16 protein-coding genes are annotated in these 22,011 nt (G+C 59.4%); 2 read left to right on the top strand and 14 right to left on the bottom strand.

The features are described 5' to 3' along the window. Positions 1-261: 261 nt before the first annotated feature. From ppdK to HY36_RS12090, 8 genes are all read right to left on the bottom strand, one after another. A complete protein-coding gene (ppdK, locus tag HY36_RS12120) occupies positions 262-2,949 on the bottom strand; it encodes a pyruvate, phosphate dikinase (RefSeq protein WP_035553404.1) in 2,688 nt (895 codons plus the stop codon). A 205-nt stretch (positions 2,950-3,154) separates the two neighbouring features. Then, a complete protein-coding gene (glyS, locus tag HY36_RS12115) occupies positions 3,155-5,188 on the bottom strand; it encodes a glycine--tRNA ligase subunit beta (protein ID WP_035553110.1) in 2,034 nt (677 codons plus the stop codon). An 85-nt stretch (positions 5,189-5,273) separates the two neighbouring features. Then, on the bottom strand, positions 5,274-7,139 hold the full coding sequence (locus tag HY36_RS12110; protein ID WP_035553109.1) for a caspase family protein: 1,866 nt from the start codon (positions 7,137-7,139) through the stop codon (positions 5,274-5,276). 69 nt (positions 7,140-7,208) lie between these two features. After that, complete coding sequence (locus HY36_RS12105) at positions 7,209-8,105, bottom strand: glycine--tRNA ligase subunit alpha (RefSeq protein WP_035553106.1); 897 nt, start codon at positions 8,103-8,105, stop codon at positions 7,209-7,211. Positions 8,106-8,177: 72 nt separating this feature from the next. Next, positions 8,178-8,315, bottom strand: a complete 138-nt coding sequence (locus HY36_RS18425; RefSeq protein WP_155841893.1) for a hypothetical protein — start codon at positions 8,313-8,315, stop codon at positions 8,178-8,180. 76 nt (positions 8,316-8,391) lie between these two features. Beyond that, positions 8,392-9,075: a tRNA1(Val) (adenine(37)-N6)-methyltransferase gene (locus HY36_RS12100; RefSeq protein ID WP_162175993.1), complete on the bottom strand. Its 684-nt coding sequence runs from the start codon at positions 9,073-9,075 to the stop codon at positions 8,392-8,394. A 44-nt stretch (positions 9,076-9,119) separates the two neighbouring features. After that, positions 9,120-9,326 (bottom strand): DUF2007 domain-containing protein, encoded by a 207-nt coding sequence (locus HY36_RS12095; protein ID WP_035553102.1) that lies wholly within the window; start codon positions 9,324-9,326, stop codon positions 9,120-9,122. Then, on the bottom strand, positions 9,323-9,814 hold the full coding sequence (locus HY36_RS12090; protein ID WP_035553099.1) for a CC0125/CC1285 family lipoprotein: 492 nt from the start codon (positions 9,812-9,814) through the stop codon (positions 9,323-9,325). Before HY36_RS12090 ends, HY36_RS12095 begins: the two co-directional genes overlap by 4 nt. A gap of 243 nt (positions 9,815-10,057) precedes the next feature. Between HY36_RS12090 and HY36_RS12085 the strand changes: the two genes are divergently transcribed. Beyond that, positions 10,058-11,014, top strand: a complete 957-nt coding sequence (locus tag HY36_RS12085) for a polyprenyl synthetase family protein (protein ID WP_164473917.1) — start codon at positions 10,058-10,060, stop codon at positions 11,012-11,014. On the opposite strand, the gene HY36_RS12080 is transcribed toward HY36_RS12085, so the two are convergent. The 4 genes from HY36_RS12080 to HY36_RS17875 are packed head-to-tail and all read right to left on the bottom strand — an operon-like array spanning position 11,008 to position 15,968. Continuing rightward, the gene (locus HY36_RS12080) at positions 11,008-12,009 is read right to left on the bottom strand and encodes a glycosyltransferase family 4 protein (RefSeq protein ID WP_206741195.1); all 1,002 of its coding nucleotides are present in this window, start codon (positions 12,007-12,009) and stop codon (positions 11,008-11,010) included. The genes HY36_RS12085 and HY36_RS12080 overlap by 7 nt on opposite strands. A 53-nt stretch (positions 12,010-12,062) precedes the next feature. Next, a complete protein-coding gene (locus HY36_RS12075; RefSeq protein ID WP_035553092.1) occupies positions 12,063-12,935 on the bottom strand; it encodes a 4-(cytidine 5'-diphospho)-2-C-methyl-D-erythritol kinase in 873 nt (290 codons plus the stop codon). Between the two features lie 16 nt (positions 12,936-12,951). After that, positions 12,952-14,712 carry a tetratricopeptide repeat protein gene (locus HY36_RS12070; protein WP_035553090.1) on the bottom strand — a complete coding sequence of 587 codons (1,761 nt, stop codon included), beginning with the start codon at positions 14,710-14,712 and terminating at the stop codon, positions 12,952-12,954. Positions 14,713-14,753: 41 nt separating this feature from the next. Next, positions 14,754-15,968 (bottom strand): N-acetylmuramoyl-L-alanine amidase family protein, encoded by a 1,215-nt coding sequence (locus tag HY36_RS17875; RefSeq protein ID WP_051602759.1) that lies wholly within the window; start codon positions 15,966-15,968, stop codon positions 14,754-14,756. Between the two features lie 411 nt (positions 15,969-16,379). On the opposite strand from HY36_RS17875, the gene HY36_RS12060 reads away from it, so the two are divergent. Next, the gene (locus HY36_RS12060; protein ID WP_035553395.1) at positions 16,380-18,995 is read left to right on the top strand and encodes a ribonuclease E/G; all 2,616 of its coding nucleotides are present in this window, start codon (positions 16,380-16,382) and stop codon (positions 18,993-18,995) included. A gap of 81 nt (positions 18,996-19,076) precedes the next feature. On the opposite strand, the gene HY36_RS12055 is transcribed toward HY36_RS12060, so the two are convergent. Then, the gene (locus tag HY36_RS12055; RefSeq protein ID WP_035553087.1) at positions 19,077-19,628 is read right to left on the bottom strand and encodes a hypothetical protein; all 552 of its coding nucleotides are present in this window, start codon (positions 19,626-19,628) and stop codon (positions 19,077-19,079) included. A gap of 147 nt (positions 19,629-19,775) precedes the next feature. Next, positions 19,776-22,010, bottom strand: coding sequence for a 3-hydroxyacyl-CoA dehydrogenase NAD-binding domain-containing protein (locus HY36_RS12050; protein ID WP_035553085.1), 2,235 nt, complete (start codon positions 22,008-22,010; stop codon positions 19,776-19,778). Position 22,011 lies beyond the last annotated feature (1 nt).

The following is a 22,011-nucleotide window of genomic DNA, read 5'->3' as shown; positions in this document are numbered from 1 at the left end:
TCAGGGCCTGATTTGGACTTCGATATCCATCTCTCACGCTACCTAGCAAGAAGCTGGCCAGATACGTGAATGACTTTTCTGTCAGGATAGATACAGCGCCTTCTGGCGATTTAAACCGCCACATGAGGAAAGAGCCGCCAAGTCGCTGTAATTACGCGGAATATTTCTGCAAATTTTATGAAATTCACCGCACTGCACAAAAAAGGGTGTTGCGTCGCCGCAACACCCAAATTTTGAACGATTCGAGCGAATCCTGCCCGCTTATGCGTTCTTCAGCGCAGCATGTGCCGCGGCGAGCCGCGCGATTGGCACACGGTACGGAGAGCAGGATACGTATTCGAGTCCCGTAACGTGACAAAAGTTAATGGAAGCCGGGTCGCCACCATGTTCACCGCAGATTCCGAGCTTGATTCCAGGGCGGGTACTGCGGCCACGTTCGGCGGCCAGTTTGACCAATTCACCGACGCCAACCTGGTCCAGCGTTACGAACGGGTCCTTTTCGTAGATGCCCTTGTCCTCATAAGCCTTGAGGAACCGCCCCGCATCATCACGGGAAATACCGAGCGTGGTTTGCGTCAGATCATTCGTGCCGAATGAGAAGAATGCTGCCGATTGGGCGATTTCACCCGCCTGGAGGGCTGCGCGTGGCAGTTCGATCATCGTGCCGACCAGGTAGTCCAGCGTCACACCGGTTTCAGAGAAGACCGACTGGGCCACTTCATCCACCACGGCCTTCAGGATCGCCAGCTCTTTATGCGTTGCGACCAGCGGGATCATGACTTCAGGAATCGGCTTGCGACCGGTTTCCTTGGACACGTTCACAGCTGCCTCAAAGATGGCGCGAGCCTGCATCTCGTAGATTTCAGGATAGGTAATGCCGAGGCGGCAACCACGGTGGCCAAGCATTGGATTGCTCTCGTGCAGCTCTGCAGCGCGGCGGCGCAGCTCGTCCACATTCACGCCGGACGCCTTGGCCACATCTTCCATATCCGCATCGGTATGCGGCAGGAACTCGTGTAGCGGTGGATCCAGCAGACGGATCGTCGCCGGGCGATCTTCCAGAATGCGGAAAATCTCTTCGAAGTCGCTGCGCTGCATTGGCAGGAGCTTGTCGAGCGCCGCGCGGCGGCCGGTCTCGCCATCGGCGAGGATCATGGCACGCACTTCCGGGATACGCTTTTCTTCGAAGAACATGTGCTCGGTACGGCAGAGGCCAACGCCTTCTGCGCCAAACTCAACAGCGGTACGCGTGTCGAGCGGCGTTTCCGCATTGGCGCGCACTTTCAGCTTCCGGGCCTTGTCCGCCCAGCCCATCAGTAGACCAAAATCACCAGACAAGTCCGGCTGAACCATTTCAACAGCGCCCATCATGACCTGACCGGTCGCGCCGTCGACAGTAACTACGTCACCCTTCTTGATCTCCCGGCCCATGACGCGGAACACGCCGGCCTTGTAGTCGATCTGCAGGCCACCAGCGCCACAGACACATGGACGGCCCATGCCACGCGCAACAACTGCGGCGTGGCTGGTCATGCCGCCGCGCGCCGTGACGATGGCGCGGGAGGCGTGCATGCCCTTGATGTCTTCCGGGCTGGTTTCGACGCGAACGAGGATCACATCCTCGCCCTTTTCAGCCATGGCCCAGGCATCTTCGGATTCGAACACGACCTTACCAACGGCTGCGCCGGGGCTGGCCGGAAGGCCCATCACGATCACGTCGCGCTTGGCATCTTCGGAAATGGTCGGGTGCAGCAACTGGTCGAGCTGGGACGGCTCAAGGCGCAGCACGGCCTCTTCTTCCGTCACGAGGCCCTCACGCGCCATGTCGACTGCGATCTTCAGCGCGGCGGCGGCAGTGCGTTTGCCGTTCCGGGTCTGCAGCATGTAAAGACGACCGTCTTCAACGGTGAACTCCAGATCCTGCATGTCCTTGTAGTGTTGCTCCAGCGTGTTCGCGACGTCGCGCAGCTGGGTGTAGACTTCCGGCATCGACTCCTCGAGCGGTGCGTCGGTTGAGCCCAGCGTATCAGCGCGCTCACGAGAGATTGGTGCAGGCGTGCGAATACCGGCAACAACGTCTTCACCTTGCGCATTGATCAGGTACTCGCCGTAGAAAACCGGATCGCCATTTGACGGGTCACGCGTAAAGGCGACGCCGGTCGCTGACGTTTCGCCCAGATTGCCGAACACCATCGCCTGCACGTTAACCGCCGTGCCCCATTCCTCCGGAATGTCGTTGAGCTTTCGGTATGTGATCGCGCGGTCATTCATCCAGGAACCGAACACGGCCGTGATCGCGCCCCAAAGCTGTTCCTTCGGATCATCCGGGAACGGGCGGCCAAGATTGTACTGAACGGCGTCCTTGTAGAGTGAGATGATCTTCTTCCAGTCATCCGCCGTCATCTCGGTGTCGAGCTCGTAGCCCTCGCGATCCTTGTAGTCGTCGAGGATATGCTCGAACTCGTCATGGCTGATGTTCAGCACGACGTTGGAATACATCTGAATGAAGCGGCGATAGGAATCATAGGCGAACCGCTCGCCAGCCTTCTTCGCCAGCCCCGCCGCAGCGGTCTCGTTCAGGCCGAGGTTCAGGACCGTATCCATCATGCCAGGCATCGAGGCGCGCGCGCCGGAACGAACGGACACGAGCAGCGGGTTCTCGGGATCGCCGAAGCCCTTGCCGGTTTCTTTCTCGATGGCTTCCAGCGCGGCATCCACCTGCGCTTCCAGCGTTTCCGGATACTTCCGGTCGAGTTCGTAATACGCCGTGCAAACGGCGGTCGTGATTGTAAAGCCCGGCGGTACCGGCAGGCCAAGCTTGGCCATTTCTGCGAGGTTGGCGCCTTTGCCACCCAGCAGGTTTTTCATTGAGGCGTCGCCATCTGCGCTACCGCCGCCAAAAGCATACACCCAGGTTTCGTCTGCTGGTTTCAGTGCTGCTTCACCCATGAATTCTGCCTTCCGATACATAAGTCGAGTCCCCCAAGGATACTCGGGGGCGATTTGCAATTTCTATGCTGCATCGCAGCGCCATTGGCCAGTACCAGAAAGGGTACACTCAGCGTGACAACGTTGTTCGTGACACATTGGCGCGTTGGCGCTCAGGCGCCGCGTTCCAAACTGAGACATTGACCCAAAAACGCCTTGATCTGGATCAACCGTCGATACGGGAGAAATCAGCTACGCAATGCAGCGTTGCGCGAATTTTGGTCAGCAGGGCCAGGCGATTCGCCCGGACAGCGGCGTCATCATCGTTGACCATGACGGCCTCGAAAAACGCGTCGACCGGCGCGCGGAGCTTGGCCAGCTCGGCCATTGCGCCGGTGAAGTCTTCCGCCGCCAGAGGCCCTTCGATTGCTGCCTCAACATCCGCCAACGCCTTGCCCAGCGCCTGCTCCTCGGCGGGGCCCTTCGCGATCAGCGCGTCATCGACTGAGAGATCGGACGGCAAATCGCCCTTCTTCTCCTCGGCCTTGAGGATGTTCGCGGCGCGCTTGTAGCCCGCGAGTAGGTTCGCGCCGTCCTCGGTATCCAGAAACGCCCCCAGCGCTTCGACACGGCGCGTGATGAGCACGAGATCATCCTCGCCGAGGGCGAAGACCGCATCGATCAGGTCGTGGCGTTGGCCTTGATCACGGAGGACTTGCTTGAGGCGGTCAGCGAAGAAGGAGAGGAGGTCGCTCGACACTTCCAAGTTGGAATGAAGTTTCAGTCGCACTTCATTCTCCAACACAATCCGAACCACGCCCAGCGCCGCACGGCGCAGCGCGAACGGATCTTTTGAACCCGTCGGTTTCTCGTCAATCGCCCAGAATCCAACCAGCGTATCCAGCTTGTCAGCCAGCGCGACAGCGATGCCCACCGGATCGGTCGGCACGGAATCGCTCGGGCCCTGCGGCTTGTAATGGTCGCGGATGGCATCGGCGACCGCTTCGGGCTCGCCCTCTTCCAGCGCATAGTAGCGGCCCATGACACCCTGCAGTTCCGGGAATTCGCCGACCATTTCTGATACAAGGTCTGCCTTGGCGAGACGTGCTGCGCGTTCGGCAAGGTCCGGATCGGCGCCAACTTTGGGAGCAAGTTCACGGGCCAGCGCCGCAACGCGCTCCACCTTGTCGCCCAGCGAGCCAAGCTCCGCCTTGAACGCAATCGTGGACAGTTTCGCGGCCATGTCTTCAAGCGGCGTCGCCTTGTCCTTCTCCCAGAAGAAGCGGCCATCATCGAGACGCGCCGACAGGACACGCGAATTGCCTTCGGCCAGCTTCTTGCCGCCATCTGTCGCTTCGATATTCGCAACTACGATGAAATTCGGCGCGAGCTTGCCGGTCTTCTTGTCGTTGACGGCGAAATACTTCTGGTGCGTGCGCATGGACAGCTGGATCACTTCCGGCGGCAGGCTCAGGAAGGCCGGGTCCATGTCGCCCAGCACGACGACAGGCCATTCGGCGAGACCAACCACTTCTTCCAGAAGCCCCTTATCCTCGATCCACTCGAGGCCAGCGTCTGTGCAAACCTTCTCAATACCGGATAGGATCACTTCGCGGCGGGCATCACGCGTCAACTTCACATGGCCTGCACCGGACAGGGATTCCTCATAATCCTGGCGATCGAGCACCTTGTAGGGCCCACGGCCGTGCACGCGGTGGCCTTCGGTTTCGTTGCCGCTGGCCACGCCGTCGACCTCGAACGGCACAATCTTGCCGTCCAGAACGCAGACAATCCGCTGCAGCGGGCGCACCCAGCGCAGCTCACCTGTCCCCCAGCGCATGCTCTTGGGCCAGTGGAAGCCGCGAATGATGGCAGGCACAGCCTCCGCAATGATGTCTGTCGCATCCCGGCCTGGCGTCTCGATCACGGCCACGTAGAAGTCGCCCTTTTTCGGGTCTGAGCGCACTTCAGCCTGGTTGATGTCGCTGAGCCCCGCACCGCGCAGGAAGCCTTCGACTGCCTTGTCAGGCGCGCCAACCTTGGGGCCCTTGCGTTCTTCCTTCACATCGGCTGAGCGTTCGGACAAATCATCCACAAACACTGTCAGGCGGCGCGGCCCAGATGCTGTTTCCAGCGACGCCCAGCTCAGCCCGGCCTCGCCAAGCGCCTTTTCCAGCGCCGCACCCAGGTCCTGCTCGGCCTTGGCCTGCATCCGTGCGGGAATTTCCTCTGAGAAGAGTTCGAGAATCAGGTCTGCCATGAAGGGGTCCAGCCAGTAACTACAAGCTTGCACGGCATACTAGCGCGGGCGTCAGGGTCAAGCGCCAGACGTGCAGATGGGCGGATCAGTCCGCACCGAAGGTCAACTCCCACAATTGCAGGCCGCCCCCTTTCATGGAGACGAGCAGCCGCTTTCCGTCTGGCGAGAACTCAACCCAGTTCGCGCCATACATGCTGAGATCCTGCACACCCGCCAGAAAGGCTCCCGTCTCCGCGTCCCAGATCTTTCCGGACAGATCCATCGCGCTGGTCGCAACGAATTCCCCATCGGTGCTGAAGGTTGCGTTCCACAGGGGCGCTTCGTGTCCCGTCAGTTCCAGCATATTGCCGTCATCATCCCAGACACGCGCGCTCTTGTCGGCAGAGGCTACGAGAATACGGTCACCATTCGCGCTGAACGTGGCATAGGTCGCGGGCAATTCGCCGGATTCGACCATGCGCACCTGCTGACCTGTTTCCGCATCCCATACGCGCACCGTGCCGTCATTCGACGCCGTAACGATCTGGCTGGCATCGGCATTGTATCTGGCGGAGCGAACCGCAGCCGAATGCCCTGACAGTCGCAAAATTTCCTCGCCTGATCGAGAATTCCACACCCGAACGGTCTTGTCATAGGAGGCCGTGACCACCCGGTCCCCGAACGGACTGTATTCCGCATAGGCGACGACATTGTCATGCCCGTCCAGAACAAGCCGCGCCTCCTCGCCCAGCGAGCTCCAGATGCGCGCCGTGCCGTCTTCAGACGCCGTGATGAGGCGCTCTTCATTTGGGCTGAACCGCACAGTCAGGACCGGCGCGGTATGGCCGTTCAGTTCGGTCGACTGGCCATAAAGGCTTGGCGTCATGCCGACGATCCAGAGACGCGCGGTGTGATCTGCTGAGGCACTCGCCACGAACCGACCGCTCGGGCTGTAGTCCACACCGTAGACTTCATCCGTGTGGCCGCTCAGGTCTCCGAACCAGGACACCGACTTCAACTGCAATCGCGTGCGGGCGCAGGGCGGATTGGCGAGATTTCGGCGCGCCACCTCGGCAAATTTCCCATCAGGATACTTCTCAAGGTGCCGCGCATATTTGGTACAGGGATCAACCGCCGTGTAGCCGACACTGGAAATCTCCACCCAGTCGACCGTTTCCTGATCAAGGGCGACATCGGTGCGACATTCACCCGCGAAGCAGTAATCCAGTGACACGTCCGAGTAGATGGCCGGGCGCTGCTCATGATTGATACTCGACGCTAGCACGGCAACTTCGCTGCGCGTCTCGTCGACGCTACGCAGAAGTGGAATCTCCGGGTCGCCAAGGCGCGGCAACAGGCTGCGCGTGAAGACCGAATAGGGCGAGTCATCCTCAGGCCCCAGCCGGTCCAGCGCCTTCTGCCGGGCGCCCGCCGCATAGACAACGAGTGTGCCCGGCACGATCTCCAGCCGCGACAGGCCTCGCGTTACGCTGCGCGTACCCGTGTCGAAGGGATTGTCCCGGCAGGCATCGATGATGGCGAACAACAGGCCGGGCCTTCGCGCCTTGATCTCTGCCAGCACGTCATTCGACAAAGACACCGTCTGGCGGCGTAGCGCGAACTCTGATGATTCCAGCGGGGCATCCCTCAGGGCAAGGAAATTGTCAGCGCCGTCTGACCAGCCATGCCCGGAAAAGATAAAGGCAACTTCATCCCCCGGCTCTATGGATTGAAGGAAACCATCCAACGCCTCCAGAAACTCTATCGTACCCGGATCGATCAGGCGGGTGACCTCAAAGCCCAGCTGCCCCTCGAAAGCCTCGGAATATCCGGTCGCGTCGCCAGTTGTTTTGTGAAGGTCGGGCAGTTGCTCATAATCGCCCACGCCGACAATCAAGGCGCGTTTGGTCTTGGCATCAGCGCCGAGCGCAACGCCCAGAAACATCAGGCAAATCAATATCCCGCGAAACATGACGCGTCCTCCCACGGGAGAAACTCTACTCCCACGGGCCGCAATGGACAAATGCGCGGGTCTTCGCCCTTAGGCGCCGGCGCCTTCCTGCTCAGCCCATTGCGCTGCGGCGCCTCGGGCAAGGTCGCGAACACGGGCGATATAGGCCTGACGCTCCGTCGGGCTGATCGCGCCGCGCGCATCAATCAGGTTGAAGGTGTGACTCGCCTTCAGGGCATAGTCGTAGGCCGGCAGCGGCTTACCCGCTTCGCGCAGGGCATTTGACTGGTTCTCGCAATCTGCAAACCAGCGCTTCAGCATTTCAACATCCGAATGCTCGAAATTGAAGGCCGATTGCTGGCGCTCATTCTCGAGGAAGACATCGCCATACGTCAGCGGCACTTCGCTGTCCGGATCGTTGAATGGCAGATGATAAACATTGTCGACGCCGAACACATACATGGCGAGGCGTTCGAGACCATAGGTCAGCTCGCCGGACACCGGAAACACGTCGAGGCCGCCAACCTGCTGGAAATAGGTATACTGGCTGACTTCCATCCCGTCGCACCAGACTTCCCAACCAAGGCCCCAGGCCCCTACCGTCGGGTTCTCCCAATCATCCTCGACAAAGCGAATGTCGTGGACGGTCGGGTCAATGCCGATGGCGTACAGGCTTTCCAGATAAAGGTCCTGAAGGTTGGCCGGGTTCGGCTTCAGGATAACCTGGAACTGATAGTAATGGCCAAGCCGGTTCGGGTTCTCACCGTAGCGCGCATCCTTTGGGCGCCGGGAAGGCTGGACATAGGCGGCGCGCCACTCTTTCGGCCCAAGCGCCCGGAGAACCGTAGCGGGGTGCAACGTGCCTGCGCCGACTTCCATGTCATAGGGCTGCAGGATCGCGCAGCCTTTCTCGGCCCAGTAATTCTGGAGCGTCAGGATAAGATCCTGAAAGGATTTCGGTTTGGCATGTGCCTTTGGTGCAGTCATGGCAGAAGTCCGGATATCAATATCGTGCCGGGTTACAGCCGCGCGCGGAACGAGGCAAGCATGGGAATGCGATCAGAACGACCCACGGGATTCGTCGTGGTCATTGCTGACACCGCCGCGCCCGGTGACCAGACGATAAAAGCCGCCATGACCCAGCATCGCCACGAGCAGGCCGACTGTCAGGAAGCCAAAGAATAACAGGCCAAACATGACCATCTCCCTTTCTGCGCCCCCTCCTCATTTCGGAGCCTAACCCGCAAATGTGGCAATTCCCAGAGAAACCGGACTACCAGTCTATCGCATCGCCCTGACGGATAGCGGCGAGGCGAGCACTGGGCTGGCCATCCTCTGTGTGTGTGATCAATGGCGACAGCAAATGAACCTGCCCGCGTTTCAGCCCCTTACGTCCGCGCACGAGCACACGCCGGGCTTCTTCATCGCGTTTCGAAGCGATCGGCAGAACCCGGATTTCACCCGTCAGTCGGTCCAGCACCGACAGGATTCTCGCCAGCTCTGCGGCCCGGTGAATAATCACGATCGGCGCCCTGGGCTTGGCAGCAAACGCCATCGCCTTGATCCAGCCGTCCAGGCTGAGGGATTCGAGGTAGGCCGCCGCCTTCTCCGCACCCGGCGCGGAAATTCGGCCCGGCTCGAAATACGGGGGGTTGGCAAACACCACGTCAAACTGGTTTTCCTTGTCACGCACCCATTCTGCGGCATTTCCGGTTTCGATGTTCACGCGATCCTGAAACCCGTTCGCGGTCACCGACTGGCTGGCGAGCGCCGTCATGCCGGCATCGATATCGACACCCGTTAGCTGCATGGACGACAATCGGTAGGCCGCCGTGAGCAGCGCCCCGCCACATCCGCACCCGATTTCGAGAGCTGACCCATTCAGTTTTTCCGGGAGGGCCGCTGCGAGCACGAGCGAATCCGTGCTGGCCCGAAACCCTTTCTCGGGTTGGAACAATTTTACCCGTCCCTGGTATAGCGTGTCTTCTGTGACCCCCGGCACTAGCCCGGTTCGACTTCTGCCAGGGCGGTTTGCGCCGCGGCCGCCAGATCATCCGCAACCATTACGCGGCGGGGAAATGCACCGATATTCCCTTCAACTGCCGATATATGCTGGTCCGCGATAAAATACTGAACACCAGCTTCCTGAAGCAGATGTTCAATAAAGCTCAGCTTGACGAGGTCATTGGTACGAAAGACTTCCTTCATTCAGTCACCGTCCCGCGCAGATTTATGTCTACCGACCGCGCATCATAGGCGTTTGGTCGATCGGGCTTTTCGCCCGTGCCCGTCAGGATTTCCAGGACTTCGGTGACGGCTGGGCCGCTCCCGCCTCCAAGGGGGAAGCCAATCCCGACGCCTACGCCGACACCGCTGCTGCGGCCATAGGAACCAGAAGACCCTCCTATGGACACGCTGGAACCGGTCCGTCGGCCATCTGCCGATTGCTCGGTGTAGCTGTTGACGATTTCGAACCAGTCAGCACCTTCCTGAAGCGTCAGCTCGGCCGCGCGCAGCAAAGCCCGATCACGGGCTCGAGAGGCATCGGAATCAGTATAGGAAACCTGATACCGACCGGTTTCGATCTGCTGGCTGGAATACCCCATCTTCCCAGTGCCCGAAGCGGGCCCATAGGACTGGGTTGACGTGCATGCGGCAAGCATCGCTGCCGCAACGATCATTACATACGGCTTCATGAGTCAGACCTTTCCCGGTTTTTTCCTGTTTGGCAAATAGATAGCTTATCCAACGACCTGATCTGGGTCTGGTTGCGCCACAACTTCTGATATAGATGCGTCCGGGTGACACGGCGCGCTTGATGCGAACGTCTCGTAAGACTATTTCCCATTCCGACAGAGAAATGACGGGAGCCCTTGAACAACGTGACCCTTTCGCCAAAACCAAGAGGCAAAGAGGCCATCGGTTCCATTGTGGATCGCATGCAATCATTGGTCGCCGACGATCTTGCCCAGGTCGAGCACCTACTTGCGACTCGCGCCGCCAGCCCGATCTCCGTGATTCCCGACCTGTCCGGCTATATCGTGTCGGCAGGCGGAAAGCGCCTGCGCCCTCTCATCACTCTCATTTCGGCCTACGCTGTCGGTAAACCGAATACGGCAACGCACGCGCTGGCCGCTGCGGTGGAGTTCATCCACACGGCCACCCTTCTCCATGATGACGTGGTGGATGAAAGCGATTTGCGCCGGGGCAAGCCTGCTGCAAAGGCCATCTGGGGCAACAAGGCATCGATTCTCGTGGGAGACTTCCTGTTTGCCCGCGCGTTCAACCTGCTTGTTGAAACCAACAGCCTGGAAATCCTGAATCGTCTCGCCACGGCCTCGACCATCATTGCCGAAGGTGAAGTACGCCAGCTGGCAGCGATGCAAGCCCGTGACCTGCCGACAGAAGACTATCTCGCAATCATCGAAGCAAAGACCGGCGCCCTGTTCGAAGCGGCTGCTGAGACCGGCGCAATGTCTGCGGGCAGTGACGAACACGCGCATGCGCTGGCGACATATGGCAAAAATCTGGGCCTCGCATTCCAGATCGTCGACGACGCGCTGGATTATGGCGGAACGACATCCGTTATTGGCAAGTCCGTCGGCGACGACTTCCGCGAGTGCAAGATCACCCTGCCCGTGATCATCGCGAAGCGTCGCGGTTCTGATGAAGACCGCCTGTTCTGGGACCGGGCCATGAATCCGGAAACCCAGCAGGACGCAGATCTGGCCCATGCAGTTCACCTGATCCGCGCCACGGGAGCAGCAGAAGCTACCATACAAGAAGCTGAAGCCTACGCCGCACTCGCCAAAGGCGCGCTGAGGTCTCTGGAAAGTTCACCATACCGTTCAGCGCTGGAAGACCTTGCAGATTTCTGCGTCAGCCGCGCCTACTGAACCGGTCGGGACCGTTCCAGCCACCAGAATGCCGAGCCGATGGCAGCGAGCGCAGCCAGCGCAACAAATTGCAACGTCGGAAAACCATCCGGCGACGCCTCTGCTCCACCGAAGAGCGTCACAACGCCCATCACAGCGCAAATCAGCGACATGGCCCACCAGAATGCCGCTACGCTGATGTGGCCCCACCCCCGTGCGATCAGTCGCTGATAGGCATGATCGGTATGCGCCTGAAGCACATTGCGCCCCTTCAGACTGCGCCAGGCCAGCGTGAGAATAACATCAATGAGGAACGGCAAGGCCAACGTCACTCCAAGAAGAGCCGTGCGTACGCCGTCCATGCTGACGTCGAGATGGTACACGGCCATAAGACCAAACAGGCCCCCTGTGCCGAGTGATCCGCAGTCGCCGGCATAGAGAACCCCGCGCAAATTCCAGGCGAGGAATCCGAGCACTGCGCCAAAGAACGCAAATTGCGCGACGATAGCGAACTCGCCCAACGGGTCTGGAACACAATTGCCGAGACAGAGCATCAAAATCGCATAGAGTGGGAACAGCCCAACAGTCATGACTGCTGACGTGCCCAAAGCCAGTCCATTGGCACCGTCCATGAAATTCACGGCATTCGTAATCACGATCAGCCAGAGCACCACGCCGAGCCCGATCAGCCATGCCCACGGCTCGCCTGACAGGAAAAACGGCAGGGCCGCCGCGATGGCCCAAACGATCAGAAGAACCAGTTTCACCTTGGCAGACAGCCCAAGCCAATCATCAAGAAAACCGATTATCCAGGGGGCCAACACAAGCACGATCGCACCGCCAAGGGATGCCGGTGAAGCTCCGTTCAACAGGTCCACATCTGACGTGAGCATAAAGGCCGCGAAGGCCAAAATTAGAGCGCCAAGAATGCCGAGGCCACCGGTGCGTGGGACGGGCGCTTTTTGCTGTTTGCGGCCACCATCCGGCGCGTCGAGCAAAGGGAGTTTCCGAGCCACGCCGCAGAGGACAAATGAGATCAATGCGGCGCCAAGAGACAGGTAGGTGACCGTCACGCGGTATCCCCCAGTCCCGTCGCCCGAACCCACCAGTCGGGATACGTCGCAGCAATATCTTCCGCTGCAACGTCCGCGGCATCTCGCGTGTCGAACAGGGCAAAACAGGTCGCGCCCGATCCGCTCATCCGCGCAAGGCGCGCCTGCGGAAGTTCCGACATGGCTGCCAGAACTTTTCCAATCACTGGAACAAGGTCGATTGCCACGGGCTCCAGATCATTTCGCTGGGATTCAAGCCAGTCGATCATCGTGGTCGCGGTTTCGAACCGGGGAATGCGGGCCAACTCGGAGAAACCAGCGCCTGCACCTGCTGCGTCAAAAGCTTTAAACACCGCACCTGTCGGGCAATCCACGCCGGGGTTCACCAGAACTGCCGGGAGGGTCGGCATTTCTTCCTGAACAAGAACGCGCTCGCCTTCGCCCTGCATCAGAGCTGTGCGTCTAGTCAAAGCCACCGGAACATCTCCCCCCAGCGGCACAGCCACCTGTTGAACAAGGTCGGCATCAAGCGACCAGAGGTCCCGCAACAATCGAAGCGTTGCCCCGGCATCCGCCGATCCGCCACCGATCCCGGCGGCCACGGGCAAGTGCTTGTCCAAGGTCAGGGCAGCACCGCGCATTTTCCCGCTGGCTTCAAGCAGGGCATTCGCTGCGCGAAGCACCAGATTGCGCTCATCGATCTCAAGCCCTGCGGACCGAGGGCCCGTAACATTCAAGGTCAATTTGTCTGCGGTCTCCACGCTCACCCGATCTGCGGCTTCAGGACCGGCAAACATGACAAGCGAATCGAGAGGGTGGCGCCCATTCGCCTGAACCTCACCGACATGCAGGAAAAGATTGACCTTGGCGGGGGCAAGCGTTGTTGGCATTCGATCTGTTGGCGTTCTATCGTGGTTGGAGGGGGAGAAGCATTGAGCCCTTGTCGGATTCTGCCTGCTTCACCACCGGCTCAAGCGGACCCGCAGTCAGTTTCGCTTCAATGACGTCCCGCTGCTCAGCGGCAGGATCAAGCGACAAGGTACGCCGCCACTGGAACTTTGCTTCCAGCTTGCGGCCCGCTTGCCAATAAGCGTCTCCGAGATGGTCGTTCAGCACCGGATCACCCGGCTCTAGCTCCACGGCCCGCTCCAGATGTTCGACAGCCAGGTCATAGTTGCCCAGCCGATAGTGAGCCCAGCCGAGACTGTCGATGATGTGACCGGAATTTGGTGCCTGCTCGGCAGCGCGCTGGATCATGTTCATGGCCTGATCAAGATTTTCGCCCCGATCCACATAGAGATAGCCAACATAGTTGAGCAAAGACGGATCGTCGGGCTGCAGGGCAAGTGCCTTCAGCAAATCCTGTTCGGCCTGATGCCACTTTCCCAGAGATTCACGAGACGCGCCGCGCGCAAAGAACAGTCGCCAGTCTTCTCGCCCCTGTCGTGCATCGTCGCTTATTGTGCGAGTGAGGAGACGATCTGCCGCCTCCTGTCGCCCGAGCGTGCGATAGAGATCAGCGATCTGGACCTTGAGGCCACGATCCGACGAATTCTCCAGGGCATCCTGGGCAACAGCAAGTGCGGATTGATCGCGCCCGCTATTGTGCAGGGCCCAGGCGATCTGGCCGCGAGACGTTCCGTAAAAGGCTGAACTGTCCGGAATGCGCACGAGGACTGAAATGGCCTCTTCCCATCGTTCTGCATTTGCGAGCGACTGGGCCCAGAGTGATCGGGCCACATGGAGATCCGGGTCCAGTGCCAGCGCGAGAACGAAATAGACTGCCGAGACGTCATCATCAGTCTGGCTCATCAGCGCCGCCGCAGGCACGTAGATCGCCAGCGCAGCGCCCTCTTCCGGCTTCAGTCGGCGAACCTTGATCTTGTCTCCGCGCTCAATCGCTTCATGAAGACGCGCAATAGCGGCGTTGTGGCCAATTTCCCGGTCAAATTCAGAAAGCATCGCCAACGCTTCGGCGCGCTGTCCTCGATAGGCCAAAAGTTGCGCATGCGCTTCGACACCGACCGCCAGCCTCGACCCTGTTTCCCAAAGCGACTCAAACACGGCAAGCGCCTGATCATCATTGCCGGCTGACAATTCAATCAGGCCCATCATGTAGAGCGCAGCGCTATCCAGTCGCGGGTCTCCGCTCAAACCGTCTTCCAGGTAGCGAACCGCCGCGCCGGTTCCTTCCGATTCCACCACGCGCCAGGCAGAAAGACCGCGCGCGATCATGCGATTGAACGGGCCAAACCGGCTCTGCTCCAGCATGGTTTGCGCATCGGCATCCCTGCCTCGTCGCAAGGCATCAACCGCCAGAGTAAGCCGTACCAGAGCCGCGTCACTGCCAAGCAGATTGGCCCGCTGGGCGACACGCACGCCTTCCTGATATTCACCGGAAAGAAGTGAAGCGAACAAGGCCCGGTCCGCGATACCGGACTTCTCCGGCGCAGTATCAATCGCGGATGAATAACGCTCCGCCGCCATCTGGGGATCGTTCGTCATCGCCGCAAAGCGAGCAATCAGGAAATCGCTATAGGCTTTTGCTTCGTCGGGCCGCGCATCCTTGATCAGAGACGAGTCGAAAGGCGAATGGCCACCCATGCTCGCGCAAGCCGTCGAAACCGCCAGAACTGTAGATGCCGCAAGGAAACGAAACAAATTCATCCTGCAAGCTTCTCAGCTACAACGCCACGCCGCAAGGAGATTCACCCGTTGGCCTCTTGCCCGGCCATCAGAATGTCCTGCTTGTCAAAGAAACGGTCGATGCCGCGTTTCACAGCGCTCATGGCCTTGCGAATGCCCTGTTCGGATTGAAGGCGCTTGGCATCTTCCCTGTTCGTCAGGAAGCCCATCTCCAACAAAACTGCGGGCACATCAGGGGCGAGCAGTACGTAAAAGCCAGCCTCGCGGTGGGTATTCCGCAGGACTGGTCCTGATTTCTCCAATTCCGGCAACAGCATCTCCGCGAATTCGGAAGAGCGCGTCTTGGTCTCGCGCTTGACCAGGTCTTCGAGGATGCTGCTCACGCGTTGGGGCGCGCCGTCTTCCAGAGGAATTCGCCAATTGTTGCGATTGGCTTCCTTGTCGATCCGGCGTTCGCCGCTGGCGCTGATCGTGTAGACAGATGCGCCTGACACCGTCCGGCTGCCCGCTGCATCCGCATGCAGCGAAATGAACAGGTTCGCGCCCCAGTCGCGCGCCATGCTGACCCGCACTTCATGATCCACATAGACATCCGTGTCTCGGGTCAGGCGCACCGTGTAGCGCGGGTCGGACTCGAGAATTTTCTTGAGCGTGAGGGCGGCGCGGAGCGTGATGTCCTTTTCCCTGCCACCGGTTATCGCCATCGCGCCGGGGTCCTTGCCCCCATGCCCGGCATCAATGACCACCGTATAGGTCTTCTCGGAGACGCGGCTGGATGCTGGCAAAGGAGCATCGGGACGCAATGCCGCGAGTTCGGCAGCCAGTTCGCTCTTGCGCCGGTTGTCCTGATAGGATGCGAGTTTGCGCATATCGCGTTTGGCCACGCTGCTGAAGCGGGCATCCGAAACGGCCTGAAGGTCGATAATGATTCGATGTGAAGGCTCATTCCCGGCCGGAGGCAGTGCCAGGACGCGCGCAACCATCAATGGGCGATCAAGGGCGAAACTAAGTGTGCCTTCGGAAAGCGCCCAGGTCGCGACACCGCCGCGACCATCCCCGGCAGCAGGCGTTACATCCCCCTGAATCGGAACGATCAGGCTGCGCGCTTCATCTGATTGTGCGAGGAATGCACGTCCTTCCTGCTCACTATCGGCCCAAACGGTGATTCGCGTTGGCTCACCATTGCCGACGACTTGCACACGGCTGATATCGGCCGAAGCGGCAAATCCCCCACCCGCAAAGGCGATCACAAGGAAAACAAGGCGTAAAAGCGTCATCAGGAACCCACATTGTCCGGATTGAAGGCACTTCCTATCAGACCGTTTATTAACCCAGCATTGACCATAGGATACGTATTACACAGCCTCAGCGTCCTTTTTGGTCTTTTCTTGAGAGTCAAAATTGGGCAGTATCAGACGGTAGTAGCCAATCAGGCCTACCAAGCAAGTTTCCCAACGTCGCGACAGCGATCCCGGCTTCACCGAAAAGGCAAGCGGGCGCCGCGCTCCGGAAAGCAGAGAATATGTACGCGGGTGCAGTAGTCAAAACCGGTTTTCCTGTACTGCCCAAGGGGCAGTCGGGCCGGTGTGACCGCATCCTCCCCTTAAATTTCCAGTCCGGCCCTGCGGCTGGCTCAAGGCGCCATGTCGCGTCCAGAGCTGCTGCGCCGGCTCACAAGGTTCCTTTACATGAGCAAACTCATGCTAATCGACGCCGCGCATACGGAAGAGACCCGTGTCGCGATCGTCAACAATGGTCAGGTGGACGACTTTGACTTTGAAACCACCGGCAATGAACAACTTCGAGGAAATATCTATCTAGCAAAAGTCACGCGTGTAGAGCCGTCTCTACAGGCCGCTTTTGTTGAATATGGTGGCAATCGCCACGGCTTTCTCGCCTTCAGCGAGATCCACCCCGACTATTACCAATTGCCAGCGGAAGATCGCGAGGCCCTTCTGAAAGAGGCCGCGGAAGAAGCTGCGGCGCAAATCGACGACGAAGACGATGATGACGATGGCGACGCAACAGACGCCGACGATTCAGACTTCGACGAATCGGAAAACGACGCCGACGACGAGTCTGACGACTCGGATAACTCTGAAGACGAGAATGGCGAGGCGAAAGCCGAAGCTGCGCCGCGCCGCAAGAAGGCCAGCCGTGCGTCCATTTCCAAGCGCTACAAGATCCAGGAAGTCATTCGCCGTCGTCAGGTGATGCTGGTTCAGGTCGTCAAGGAAGAACGCGGCAACAAGGGCGCGGCGCTCACGACTTACCTGTCCCTCGCCGGACGCTATTCCGTTCTGATGCCAAACACACCGCGCGGAGGCGGTATTTCCCGCAAGATCGTGAATGGCGCAGACCGCAAGCGCCTGAAATCCATCGTATCCGAGCTGGACGTGCCGGAAGGCATGGGCCTGATCGTCCGCACGGCTGGCGCCAAGCGCACCAAGGGCGAGATCAAGCGTGACTACGAATACCTCTCGAAACTCTGGGAAACCATTGTCGAGAAAACGCTGACCTCTGAAGCCCCGACGCTGATCAACGCCGAAGGCGGACTGGTCCACCGAGCCATGCGGGACATGTTCGACAAGGAGATCGAGGAAGTTCTGGTTCAGGGCGAAGACGCCTATCGCGAAGCAAAAGATCTCGCCAAGCTGATCATGCCGAGCCAGTCTAAGAAGGTTCAGCAATGGAAGGAAGAAGATCCGCTCTTCGTGGCCGAAGCCGTCGAGCAGCAGCTTGATTCCATCTACTCCCCGACCGTACAGCTGAAATCCGGCGGGTATCTCGTCATCAACCAGACCGAAGCACTGGTGGCGATTGACGTGAACTCCGGCAAGGCCACACGCGAACGCAACATCGAACAGACAGCCCTGCGCACCAATCTGGAAGCCGCAGAGGAAGCCTGCCGTCAGATGCGCCTACGCGATCTGGCTGGTCTCGTCGTGATCGACTTCATCGACATGGACGAGAACAAGAACAATCGCGCCGTCGAGAAAAAGCTGAAAGAACACCTGAAGGTAGACCGCGCCCGCGTACAGCATGGCCGGATCTCGCAATTCGGCCTGATGGAAATTTCCCGTCAGCGTCGTCGTCAGGGTGTGCTGCAGGCAACCTCAGATCCGTGTGAGGCATGTAACGGCACAGGCCGTCGCCGCTCCATTCCGTCAGCGGCATTGCAGCTGATCCGGGCCATCGAAGCGCGCGCGTCGATGGGCGGCCTCAAGGCAATCTCCGTGAAGGCGCCAACCGATGTGGCGCTCTACCTGCTCAACAACAAGCGGGAAGCCCTGATCGAGGTGGAGCAGATGGCCGGCTTTGCCGTCTCCATCCATTCCTCCGAAGACATGCTGCCCGGCGATTTCGTCATTGATGCGGAGCGCGACCCGAACGGCAAGCCCAAGAAACGCAAGCCCCCTCGCTCCCTCGCCAAGCCGACCAAACAGGTCGTCACGGAGGAGGATGAGGACGAAGCCGACGAAGAGACAGTCGAGGCTTCCTCCGATCAGGAAGAAGAAGCCGGTGGCAGCCGTCGCAAGCGACGCAGACGCCGTGGTGGTCGTGGCCGCAAACAGGATGCCGCCGAGTCCCAGGATACAGAACCAAATACCGATGAGGACGACGCCAGCGACGAGGATGACGAGACCTCCGACGCCTCGGCGGAGTCAGGGGACGGAGACACAGAGGATGGCGCGCCTCGCAAGCGCCGCCGCCGGGGCCGTCGCGGAGGTCGCCGGCGGCGCCGGTCTTCCGACAACCGCACCGAGGCAGCCGATGGAGCGCCAACAGATGGCGGCGCCTATCTGGACGGCCTCGCTGCGAGTGCTGCGGAAATGCTGGACGATATTCCGTCCAGCGAAGCGAAAGTAGAGGCCGAGCCAACGCCCGCACCGGCGGAGGCCGAACAAGCGGAAGCCACCTCGGACACACCGAGTGACTCCTCCAGTGAAGCCGCAAACGAAACCTCAGGCGAAGCACCTGCTGGCGAAGACGAAAAGCCCGCCAAGCTCAAGCGTCGTCGCTCCCGGTCCCGGAAGAAAGACGCTGCAGAGAGCACTGACGACGCAGCGCCCGAAGCAAGCTCCGATGAACCTGAACAGGCGGAACCTGCTGCCAGGGAAGACGCGGCGGAGCCAGTTGCTGAGGTGGTTGAACCGTCCGTAGAGGCCCCTGCTCCGGAGCCGGAAGCTGAACCTGTCATGGCAGAACAGCCTGCCGCAACGCCTGAGCCGGAGCCTGCGCCGGAACCCGCCAAGAAGGCCGAACCCAAACGCACCGGCTGGTGGTCCCGCGCCAAACGCTAGGACAATCAGAGAGCTGAACAAAAAAGGCCGGAGCAGTAATGCTCCGGCCTCATAGTTTGGCGATACAGCTCTTTAGCTGAGTTACTCAGCCACCAGTGAGCCGAAATTTGGATCCGCAACGGCCTTACCAATGAGATCCTGAACTGCTGGCGTAAAGGCGTCGATTACGTTTTGGCATGCCTTCAATGCTGAATAACTCGTCTTGAAGCTGTAATCAGTTGAAACTTCGTACCCCTGAGGAAATGCATCTGAAGAAAGCTGAAGAGCGATTTTCCAAGAACCGGTTCCGAATGAGTTGAACTCCAAGTTCGTAACCTTACCATTGATTACGGATCCGTCTTTCTGATCGTAGACACCAGCCGCAAAAAGCTCGTCACGCATGGCCCCTTCGATGAATGAAACGGGCGTTTTGCCAGGCGCCACTTCTAGGGCCCCTAGCGCACGACACGTCATATCACTCTCCACGCCAGCCGCAGTCGTGAATGCACTAAGCTGCACTTTCTCTCCCCCATCAGTGAGAGCAGACTGAAAAGCCATGATATTGTCTGTAGATGGTGTGTACGGACGGCTCGAAGTGGTCTCACACGCAGCCAACGAAACAACGGCCACCGCGACCGCAACGTATTTTAGCATATATTTCCCCTGTATTCCCGCAACCAAAATTGATCGCGGGGACAAATCATTCCCGCTTTGGTTGCGGCAATCAATAGAAAAAAGGGTCAATAGTGTAATAAACACTATTGACCCTAATATTTTTTGGTTCAATTCCTTGTGGAATTCTTACGCAGCTGCTTTCTCTGCTTTTCCGGCTGGCGGGAAGCGATCGTAGAAACCTTCTCCCTTCTCGGCCATGTCGCGTAGCAGCGCTGGTGGCTCGAAGCGTTCGCCATACTTGGCCGCCAGACGGTCAGCCTCGGCAACGAACTCCCTGATGCCCCAGACGAGGTCGACATAGGAGCAGCAACCACCCGTATACGGCGCAAAGCCCCAAGCGAGGATCGAGCCAATGTCCGCATCCCGCGCATCTGTGATGACGCCTTCCTCAAAGCAGCGGGCCACTTCGATGGCCTGGCGCACGAGGAAACGATTTTTCAGATGCTGCTTCAGGTCCGGCCGGCATTCGTCCACCTTCACTTCCAGACGGCTGTTCAGGTCTGGCCAGAGACGTTCCGGCTTGCCTTTTTCATTATAGTCGTAGAAGCCCTTGCCCGCCTTGCGGCCGACGCGCTCCTGATCCTCGACCAGCCAAGCCAGGAATTGCGTACGGTCATCGGACTGCAGATCAATACCGGCCGCTTCAGCCGTGGCTCGCGTAACCTTCAGCGCGGTATCGAGACCGACAGAGTCAGACACCTCCAGCGGTCCCATCGGCATGCCGGACTGACGGCCGACATTCTCGATGATGGCCGGCTTGATGCCTTCGGCCAGCATTTCCATGCCTTCCCGTGTATACGTGCCGAAGCAGCGGGATGTGTAGAAGCCGCGGCTGTCGTTGACGGCGATCGGCGTCTTGCGAATGGTAAGAACATAGTCAACCGCCTTGGCAAGCGTCGCTTCGCTCGTCTTCTCACCACTGATGATCTCAACGAGCCCCATCCGCTCGACTGGCGAGAAGAAGTGAATGCCGATGAAGTTTTCCGGGCGCTGTGAGGCTTCCGCAAGACCGGTGATCGGCAGCGTAGACGTGTTGGAGCCGAACACAGCATCCGCGTCCAGTACGTCTTCCGCCATCTTGGTGATCTTGGCCTTCAGTTCGACATTCTCGAACACGGCCTCAATGACCAGGTCAGCCCCTTTGACGTCATCATAATTGTCCGTCGTCGTGATCAGGTCGAGCAGGGCATCCCCCTTCTCCTTCGACGATTTGCCGCGAGACACAGCTTTCTCGACGAGGCGACGGGAATAGTCCTTACCCTTTTCGGCATTCTCCTTGGACACGTCCACGAGAACGGTCGGGATGCCAGCTTTTGCCTGAACATAGGCGATGCCTGCCCCCATCAGACCGGCGCCGATGACAGCGATCTTCTTGAACTCTGTCTTCGGATACCCTGCCGGGCGGTTGCCGCCCTTGGACAGTTCCTGCATCGAGAGGAACAGCGAACGGATCATGGCTTTCGCTTCCGGGCGCTGCTGCGTGTTGATGAAGTAACGCGTTTCGATGCGAAGGCCTGCATCAATCGGCACCTGAATGCCCTCATAGATGCAGGACAGAATGTTCTTCTGTGCCGGATAGTTGCCATAGGTCTTGGACATCAGCATTGCGTTCGACATGGTCGCAACCTGGCCAGCCCCCGGATGACGGTGGACGACACCGCCTGGAACCTTGAAGCCTTTTTCGTCCCAAGGCGCTTTGGCGTTCGGATTTGCCTTGACCCAGGCTTTCGCCTTGTCGACGGTTTCAGCAGACGGAGCAAGTTCCTGCACCACACCCATGGCGAGCGCTTTTTCTGCATTGAAGCTTTCGCCCTGCAGGATCAGCGGTAGCGCCGCCTGCACGCCAACGAGACGCGGCAGACGCTGCGTGCCGCCAGCGCCGGGCAGAAGACCGATCTTGGCTTCCGGCAGACCGAATTGCAGCTTTGGATTGTCATTGGCCGCAACGCGGTAATGGCAGGCAAGCGCTACTTCGAGACCGCCGCCAAGGGCGAGGCCGTTCAGCGCAACAGCCACCGGCTTGCCACAGGTCTCCAGCTCGCGGAGCGTCTTGTTGAGGGAGAAGCCGCGTTCGAACTGCGCCTTCTTCAGCTCCGCTTCAGACATGTCCGACGCACTTTTGCCGCCGCCAGCGTTTTCATTCATTTCGCCAAGGTCTGCCCCGGCGCAGAAGCCGCTTGGCTTGCCCGAGGACAAGACGAGCCCCTTGATAGAATCGTTTGTGGCAACCTCTTTGGAGATCGCGATGATGTCGGCGACTGCTTTTGCCGTCAGCGTATTCATGCTGCGACCTGGCACGTCGAATGTTGCGTGGGCAATACCGTCGCTGTCGACGTCCCAACCGAATGTTTCGAGTTTCATA

The organism is Hyphomonas atlantica corrig., assembly GCF_000682715.1.
Lineage (GTDB): Bacteria > Pseudomonadota > Alphaproteobacteria > Caulobacterales > Hyphomonadaceae > Hyphomonas > Hyphomonas atlantica.
Note: the sequence above shows the minus strand (reverse complement) of the source record. Positions and strands in the feature narration are given on the sequence as shown.